This window comes from Chryseobacterium sp. DT-167 (assembly GCF_058310155.1).
In genome coordinates this window covers 1-605 of sequence record NZ_JBZEEQ010000090.1, presented here as the reverse complement: position 1 = coordinate 605, position 605 = coordinate 1, and the positions used below count along the sequence as shown (strand labels likewise).

General features: G+C 37.4%; 1 protein-coding gene. It reads left to right on the top strand.

Annotated elements, in window-relative coordinates; all coding sequences use genetic code 11:
- Positions 1 to 105: 105 nt before the first annotated feature.
- On the top strand, positions 106 to 605 hold a 500-nt coding region (locus AC4FQ5_RS19915), incomplete at its 3' end, for a hypothetical protein (RefSeq protein ID WP_491146377.1).

The window sequence follows — 605 nt, the reverse complement described above, 5'->3', positions numbered from 1 at the left end:
ATTTGTTAAATTTAACAAAAGATTAGTCATTTTTCACAATGTATATTTGTTTAGATCATCTTACTTTTGCATCCGAAACTTAGAAACAATATAACAATAACTTTAATGAAAAAATTACTTGTTACATCAATAGCAATATTAGGTGTAGGAACCCTCAGTGCACAAAACGTTACTCTTAACGTAAGATTAAAACCTATTCAGACATTAGTGGTAAACAATGCACAGAAAACTGTCAACCTTGATTACGTAACCAAAGATGACTATGCAAACGGAGTAAGCTCTCTGAACGCAGATCATCTGAACGTATTCAGCACCGGCGGATTTCAGGTGAAAGTGAAAAGTGCAAATGCTGCTTTGCAGAATGGTGCAAAAAACATTCAGGCCAATACAATTCAGATCAAGGCTACGGCAGGTTCTGATGCTGTAAACGGTGCGCAGTACGCTCAAAACGTTCAGCTTTCAGCTAACGAAAGTACATTGGTAACTTCTACAAACGGAGGAGTAGACAAGAAAATCAGCATCGAATATAAAGGAGCAGGTGCAAACGCTTACCTGAACAACTATATTGCAGGACAAGATCCTACAGTATACACTACTGAACTGAC